The sequence below is a fragment of the Nocardia grenadensis NBRC 108939 genome, assembly GCF_001613445.1.
Lineage (GTDB): Bacteria > Actinomycetota > Actinomycetes > Mycobacteriales > Mycobacteriaceae > Nocardia > Nocardia grenadensis.
This window is the reverse complement of the sequence record NZ_BDCJ01000026.1, coordinates 105,165-112,545: the sequence shown is the minus strand read 5'-3', so window position 1 is coordinate 112,545 and position 7,381 is coordinate 105,165. Positions and strand designations below refer to the sequence as shown.

Annotated in this window: 6 protein-coding genes; 1 reads left to right on the top strand and 5 read right to left on the bottom strand. The window is 68.0% G+C overall.

Annotated elements, in window-relative coordinates:
• Positions 1-1,084 precede the first annotated feature (1,084 nt).
• The 3 genes from NGR01S_RS25775 to NGR01S_RS25765 form a co-directional block, all read right to left on the bottom strand.
• Positions 1,085-2,794, bottom strand: coding sequence for a WXG100-like domain-containing protein (locus NGR01S_RS25775; RefSeq protein ID WP_157107437.1), 1,710 nt, complete (start codon positions 2,792-2,794; stop codon positions 1,085-1,087).
• Between the two features lie 559 nt (positions 2,795-3,353).
• A complete protein-coding gene (locus NGR01S_RS25770) occupies positions 3,354-3,542 on the bottom strand; it encodes a hypothetical protein (RefSeq protein ID WP_063041232.1) in 189 nt (62 codons plus the stop codon).
• Positions 3,543-3,641: 99 nt separating this feature from the next.
• Complete coding sequence (locus NGR01S_RS25765; RefSeq protein WP_063041230.1) at positions 3,642-4,121, bottom strand: Dps family protein; 480 nt, start codon at positions 4,119-4,121, stop codon at positions 3,642-3,644.
• A 182-nt stretch (positions 4,122-4,303) separates the two neighbouring features.
• On the opposite strand from NGR01S_RS25765, the gene NGR01S_RS25760 reads away from it, so the two are divergent.
• Positions 4,304-4,891, top strand: a complete 588-nt coding sequence (locus NGR01S_RS25760; RefSeq protein WP_063041228.1) for a type 1 glutamine amidotransferase domain-containing protein — start codon at positions 4,304-4,306, stop codon at positions 4,889-4,891.
• A 135-nt stretch (positions 4,892-5,026) separates the two neighbouring features.
• On the opposite strand, the gene NGR01S_RS25755 is transcribed toward NGR01S_RS25760, so the two are convergent.
• Together NGR01S_RS25755 and sfnG are read right to left on the bottom strand one after the other, a co-directional pair.
• The gene (locus NGR01S_RS25755) at positions 5,027-6,241 is read right to left on the bottom strand and encodes an SfnB family sulfur acquisition oxidoreductase (RefSeq protein WP_063041226.1); all 1,215 of its coding nucleotides are present in this window, start codon (positions 6,239-6,241) and stop codon (positions 5,027-5,029) included.
• The gene (gene sfnG / locus NGR01S_RS25750; RefSeq protein ID WP_063041224.1) at positions 6,238-7,356 is read right to left on the bottom strand and encodes a dimethylsulfone monooxygenase SfnG; all 1,119 of its coding nucleotides are present in this window, start codon (positions 7,354-7,356) and stop codon (positions 6,238-6,240) included. Before sfnG ends, NGR01S_RS25755 begins: the two co-directional genes overlap by 4 nt.
• Between the last annotated feature and the right edge of the window lie 25 nt (positions 7,357-7,381).

Here is a 7,381-nt window from a genome sequence, read left to right as displayed (position 1 = left end):
CCCGCTCTTGTCGTCGTCGCCCGACCCGTCCTTGTCGTCGTCGCCCGACCCGTCCTTGTCGTCGTCGCCCGACCCGCTCTTGTCGTCGTCGCCCGATTCCCCACTTGAACCACTGTCCGGCCCGGAATCACCGGAGAGCCCCACCGCCATGGCCGCACCGGCACCGAGACCGGCTACGGTGAGGCCGATGCGCTTACCGCGCCCACTCTTTTCGTCGTCGCCACCTCTGCGGTCACCGGGGTCACCACCATCGTGCCTTCCGACATCCCGGCCCCCGCCATCACCCTCTCCGGTACGGGGACGCGCCGCAAGCCCTCCACCATTGGATGTGCGGGAAGAATCACCACCGGACTCGCTTCGGGTACCACCAGTTTGCCCGCGTGAGGAATCACCACCGGAATCGCCCTGGGCACCACCTCTGGGTTCGCGTGGGGGATCGCCGTCGGCGGGATGCCCCCGGTTCTCCCGCCATCGTTCGTACCCCTCCGGATCCTGGTCCCTCAACCTGTCGAGCCGCCTTCGGGCCATAGCCGCTTCGAAGGGGTTGCTCGACGGATTATTGGCGTGGCCCCACAATCCGTCGTAGTTTCCCCATTGCTCCGGTTCGCCGTAGAAGGCGGAAGTGCCACTGCGCGGCTGATCGTTGGAGTCTCCGTCGAATACACGACTGCCCTCGTTATCGGCTCCGCTCGCATTGTCCGCGCCCTGCCGGGCCCGGTCGGACCCGTTGTCCCGAGCATTTCTGCGCAGGCCCTCGCCCAACCGCCCGAGGAGTTCCATCAACTTGTCGAGGATTTCCTTAGCAGGGTTCTTTTTCACGGCTCAACCAGCAACTCTCACTCGCACGACCAACTCCGCAGGGAAGGGCCCTGCCGTCACCTCTTCCGACGACCGGCGGGAATCAACGCACTGTGCCTCCAAGGCAAGTCAATCCTCTACCACTCCCAGCACTGGGAATCGCCTACGCGGGTGACGCGGCCCGGCTTCGGTACCGACTGTTCGGACAAACAGACCCGAGCCTCCGGGTCCGCCGTTCTACAACACACCGGCTGCTACGGCTTGCCTACGAACCGGACAGCGGCGATCAGGGATTGACGGGCTTGGCTCGCGTATCCGGCTCGGCGTCCTGTGTCCGGCCGGATTCGGCTTCCTTGTCGTTCGATTCGGCAGTTGGCGGATCGTTCGGTCTCACCGGCGGGGGCGGGGAGGTACCAGGAACGAACACTCGCGGAGCCGAGCCGGGTGCGGCCTGTGCGGGGGGGTCCGCGGGAACGACGGCCTGCTGACTATTTTCGCTGGTCCCGGCCGCGGAGACCGCGGGTATATTCGGACCCGACTCAGCCGCAACAGGTGTCGCACGCGTCCGGCCACGGCCCGAACGCGACCACGGTGTCCGAGATCCAGCGCGGCCGGATGACTGCTGAGCACTCGCTACGGGACGGGACAGGGCACGATCGCCCGCACCGCCCTGCGTCTTGCCCGAGGCCGAGGCGGATGGGGTGGACTGCGCGGAAGACGGACCAAAGGCAGCCGGTCCCTGCAGGTCCTGCCGGGCGCTCACGGCCGCGGGTCCCGGCGGCATAGCATGTGCGATCCCATTCGTCGCACCGACGACAGGCGCCGCCTCGACCGGTTGCCCACTCGGGCCCGCCCCCTCGACCGGGGACGACTCCGGCGAAACCGCCGCACGGTCCCCATCCACTCCACCGGTATCGATATCGGATGCCGGGCCGGCTACCGCGGAGCTCCCGGCGATCTGCTCGGCGGGAGCACCGACCTCGGAGGGAGTCCCGGTCGACGGGCTCGCGCCCGCGGCGGTCGACGGGCTCGCACCGGAAGCAGTCGACGGGTCGGCACCGGAGGTATCCGGCGCGGCGGGAGGGCGAGCGCCAGAAGACTCGTCGATCGACGCACCGCTGTCGCGGGCTGGAGGGCTCTCGGATTGCGCCGGGGTGATCGACTGTGGGGGGAGCACCGACGGGCCTTGCTCGCCGTGGGGCGACTGCACGGGATGTTGGCCGCCACCGGGGGGCACTTCGAAAGACGAACCCGGATAATCCGACCAATCGGTCTCCGGAAGGGCGTGACCCGGGGTCCGGAAGGTGAGACCGCCGGCCTTCTCGAGAAACTTCTGGGAATGGGACTGCATCGCGTCGCCATGGTGATCCACCACGTCCGCGTAGCGACGCACCTGATCCGGGTCCACGAAGATCTCGGACGGGGGTTCCGGTACGCGCAGAAGGTCACTTGTCTTGTCGTACAAGGTCCCGTTGATCAGCCGTTCGATCTCGTCCTCGAGCGGTTCGATCGCTTTTCCGAGCACCTCGGCCGCAAGATAGCCGATGAGCACATCCTGCATGGATTTGAGTAGTCGTTTGGCCACCTCACGCACGATCGGACCGGTGGCCGCGCCGCCCGGCACGAAGAACAGCGCCGTATAGCTCGCGGCGAGGGCTACCAGTTCGACCAGCACCGCGACCTGTATCGCTTCGATCACGTCCGCCGCGACATCGAGCGCCGAGGACACCACATCGCATGCGGCGCAGATCTTCTCGACACGATCGCTGCTCATTGTGGCCCACCGTGCAAGCAACGCCTCGTAGGAGCGTCCGGCGTAGGCGGTACCCATATCGTTCATCGCGCCGGTCGCCGACTCGTGGGAGTCGCGCACTTCTACAGCGAAATCACGGACGTATCCACCCAGTTCGCGAACCTGGTCTGCATCGATATCCGGGTATGGAAGACCCAGGGTGTTCAACAAGAATATGACTTCGCTGGGTATCGGAACACTCACGCGTCAGGCCTCTGCACTACGACTCGCGGCAGCGAGGACCGAACGACCACGCAAGCGGGTCGGAGAGAAAAGATCCGGCCGACCGGTGACTCTCCACGAAAGCCCGCCGCCGGCCGCGTTGCACTACCCCACCGATCTACCTCGCCCCACCTTTCCGCAGCCGCTCTCCCCAGCGGTGTCGACTCCGAACTCAGGCGGTCAAGTCTAGGCGCACCGGCGATACTCCCCGCCACGGGGAACACTGGATCAGCGCCGCCATGCGCACAGAATGTTCTCTCGCCTGCCTTCACACCACGATGCGCTCGAGGCTGCCCGATTCCATCGCCGTCCACAGCGCGCCCCGTCCGGGCCGGTGGTGATCATGGAGGGCATCCCCGGCGCGGCGAACCGGGTCGGCTGACCGTTCACGGTCAGCCGTCCGATGGCATCGGTCCGCGATTCGGTAACCACACCGCGCCGACGGGCCCGCAGTGATGCCGTACGGAGATCGCGCCGGGAACCAGGTCGCATCACTTTCCCCAGCGATGCGACCGATCCGTTCACCACGGAATTCGGTGAACTACATGGCCTCGCCGGGTGCCGGCACGATCACCGTCGGCTGTCCGTCGGAGGGGCCGAGCGGGAAGGTCCGGACCTCGCCGTCGAGATAGCGGCCGAGGGCGCCCTCGGCCGCCATGGTGAACCACAGGGCGCCGTCCGGACCGGTACTCAGCCCATACGGCGATCCGGAAACCCGAACCAGGCGCACTCCTCCTCGTACTCCCGCCCGGTTCGCGACGCGACAGGCCGGGGCTCCCGCCCGACTCGGCGCAGTGCCCGCCGGGGCGCGCGAGCGCAGTACGACGTATCAGGCGGAGGAGAGCTGAGCCTGCCACATCCAGTGCAACTGTTCGAGCCGGGCCGCGATCGTGATGAACAGATCCTGGGTCACCGGATCCGCCTTCTCGGTGGCGTCGATACGCTCCCGCAGACGGCCGATGACCTTGCTGAGGTTCTTGACGATGGCATCGATGACATCGGTGTCCTGCTGCCAGCCGTCGGGGAAGTCGAGGCCGCCGGCCTCCTTGGCGACGGTCGCGGCACGGCCGTCCGGGCTGACCCCGATGGAGGTCGCGCGTTCGGCGGCGTCGTCGGTGAACTCCCGGGCCGCGGCCACCAGCTCGTCGAGGGCGAGGTGGACGGAACGGAAGTTACGGCCGAGGACGTTCCAGTGGGCCTGCTTGGCGATCAGCGACAGGTCGATGAGGTCGACGACAGTGGCGCGCAAGGCCTCACCGGTGACGTGCTGCTGTTCCGGGTCGAGGGTGCTCTTGATGGGGACGTTCATCGTCGAATGCCTTTCTTCTCGTTCGCCGGACACGGACCGACTACCCGGTCGTCCGCGGTCGAATCAGCGACCGGCCCGGGTGTGCGCGATCCCACTGGACCCGGGCGGGCGCCACGTTTCACCGCCGTAGGCCCGGGTAGGTCGCGGGACGGACCGCAATCGCGTACACGGAAGGAGCAGGCATGGGCCGGCAGAATCTGACAGGGCGACGAGTCGCTGTTCTCGCCGCCGACGGGGTGGAACAGGTGGAGCTCGTGCAGCCACGATCCGCGGTCGAGGACGCCGGTGCGAGCACCGCGCTGCTGTCCCTGAAACCCGGGCGGATCCAGGCCATGAACCACGATGTGGAGAAGGGCGACACCTTCGATGTGGACCGGGTCGTCGGCGAATGTAGTCCCGATGAATTCGACGCGCTGATCCTGCCGGGCGGCACCACCAACCCGGACAAACTCCGGCAGGACGAGTCGGCGGTGGCCTTCGTCCGGGATTTCTTCGCCACCGGTAAACCGGTCGGGGTCATCTGCCACGGCCCGTGGACGCTGGTGGAGGCGGATGTGGTGCGCGGCCGCACGCTCACGTCCTATCCGAGCGTCCGGACCGATATCCGCAATGCCGGCGGCAATGTCGTCGACGAGGAAGTGGTGAACGACCGCGGACTCGTGTCCAGCCGCAACCCCGGCGACCTGCCGGCATTCTGCGCGAAGATCGTCGAGGAATTCGCGGAAGGCGAACATCCGGTGCATCCGGAGGGCGCGACGGCCTCCCGCTGATCGCCCGGCACCCCCGGACGGCCGGGCGGTAGCACCGCCGTTCTCTTCCCGACCGGACGCCCAGGGTGCCCGACCCGCATTCGGCCACCCGCGGCCGGCCCGGCGGGGGCACTTCCACCGGGCCGGTCGTCCGGCTCAGATCACACCGTGCAGCGGTGGCGGACTGCCGTGCAGCAGGGCTCGGCCGAGGTGCTGGTATTTCCAGCGGACCGGGTCGTGCAGGGTGTGGGTCCGGGCATTGCGCCAGAAATGGTGCAGGTTGAGGTCGTCGGCCGCACTGCGGGTACCGCTCACCTCGAACAGGGCGCCGGACACCTCGGTGGCCGCGCGGTCGGCCAGGATCTTGGCGGTGGCGACGGCGAGCGAGGCCTCGCCGACCCGTTCCGGCGCACCCAGCGCGGCGTCCACCGCCGCCCCCGCGGCCGCGAGCCCGGCCTCGGCCGCGGTGACCGCGACGGCCAGTTCCCCGAACCGCTGGATGAGCAGCGGATCGTCGATCGCCCGGCGCACCTGCGCCTCGAACCAGGGCCGGCTCTTCTCTCGGGCGAACTCGGCGGCGGCGGTGAGCGCACCGCGGGCGATACCGGCGTCGATCGCCGCGTGCAGCAGCTGCGCGGAGGCACCGTAGGCGGTGGGCCGGTCGACAGCGGCGGTCCGGGCCACCAGCTGATCGCGGTCGACCACCACGTTCTCGAACGACACCGTGCCGCTGCCAGTGGTGCGCTGACCGAATCCGTTCCAGTCGTCGACGATCCGCACGCCCGGGGTGTCGGCGGGCAGGAACGCGACGTACTGGCCGTCCGACAGTCCGGCAGCGCCGTCCGGGTCGTCCAGCCTGGTCAGCACTGCCAGGAAGTCGGCGAACAGGGAACCGGTGCAGTAGTACTTGACCCCGTCGATCCGGAACTGCCGTCCGCCGCCGAGCGGGCGCACAGTGGTGGCGATATCGGCGACGGTCGCGCCACCGCGTTCGGACTGGGCGTTCGCGATCCGAGCACCGTCCAGGACGCCGCCCAGATAGCGCCGCCGCTGGTCGGCGGATCCGGCGATCTTCAGCAGATTGACATAGACGAAGTGGCTGTGCGGAATCTGGGCGATATTGGGATCGGCGACCGCGAGCAGCCGTATCACCTCCGCGAGCTCGCTGGGCGGCAGATCGGCGCCCCCGAGATCCGCGGGCACCGTCACCGCCAGCAGCCCGGCGGCCGCCAGTTCGCGTACTTCGGCGAAGGGCAGCGCGCGCTCCCGGTCACGGTCCGCGGCACCCAGCGCGAACTCGGCCGCCAGTTCCGCGGCGACGGCACGCGCCTGCTCGGCCGAGGCGATCCGGGCGGCCCCGACGGCGGTCATCGCCCCGCTACCGCGGCGGGGCGTCGCGCGGCCTCCAGTTCGCGCACCAGCGGCAGCACCTTGGCGCCGAAGTACTCGATCTCCTCCTGGAAATGCAGGAACCCGCCCAGGATCAGGTCCACACCCAGTTCGCGGTAGGCGACAATCCGCCCGGCGATCTGTTCGGGCGTCCCGATCAGCTTGGTCCGGAACCCGTCGTTGTACTGGACCAGATCCTCGAAACCCGAATCCGCCCACATGCCCTTGCCGTCCGGGGTGGCGGCCCCGGCCTGTTGCACGGCGTCCCGGAAACCCTCGACCGCCGGCTTGTCGGCCTTGTCGATGATCTCGCGGAGGGTGTCGTGGGCCTCGCGCTCGGTATCGCGGGCGATGATGAATCCGTTCAGGCCGAACTTCACTTCGCGGTCGTGGGCCCGGGCGACTGCCCGCAGATCGTCGAGTTGTTCGGTGACGCCGTCGAAATCCTTGCCGTTGGAGAAGTACCAGTCCGCGTGGCGTCCGCCGTTGCGGCGGGCCGCGCTGGAGTTACCGCCCTGGAACAGTTCGGGGTTCGGGCGTTCGGGCGTATTGAGCGGTTTGGGCTTCAGAGTGAAATCGCGGATGCGGTAGAAATCGCCGCCGTAATTCACGTTGTCCTCGGTCCAGATCTTGCGGATCACTTCCAGGAACTCCGCGCTGCGCCGGTAGCGCTCGTCGTGTTCGAGCCACGGCTCCCCCAGCGCGGTGAACTCCCCGGCGAACCAGCCCGAGACCACATTGATGGCGAACCGCCCACCCGACAAATGGTCGGCGGTGGCACCGAATTTGGCGAGTACGGCGGGATGCCACAGGCCGGGATGGACCGCCGCGATCACCTTCAGCCGTTCGGTGGCGCCGAGCAACGCCAGGCTGAACGAGGTGGATTCGTGCTGGAACTCCGCGCCGTAGGAAGCGGTGTAGCGGACCTGGGAAAGCGCGTAGTCGAAACCGTTACGTTCGGCGGTCTGGGCGAGTTTCTTGTTGTACTCGAAATCCCAGCCGGTGCGCTGTTCGATATCACTGGTCACCAGACCGCCGCTGACATTGGGTACCCAGTAGGCGAACCGGATCCGGTCGGTGATCTGCTCGGTACTCATCGAGCCTCCCTAGAGTGGTAGATGC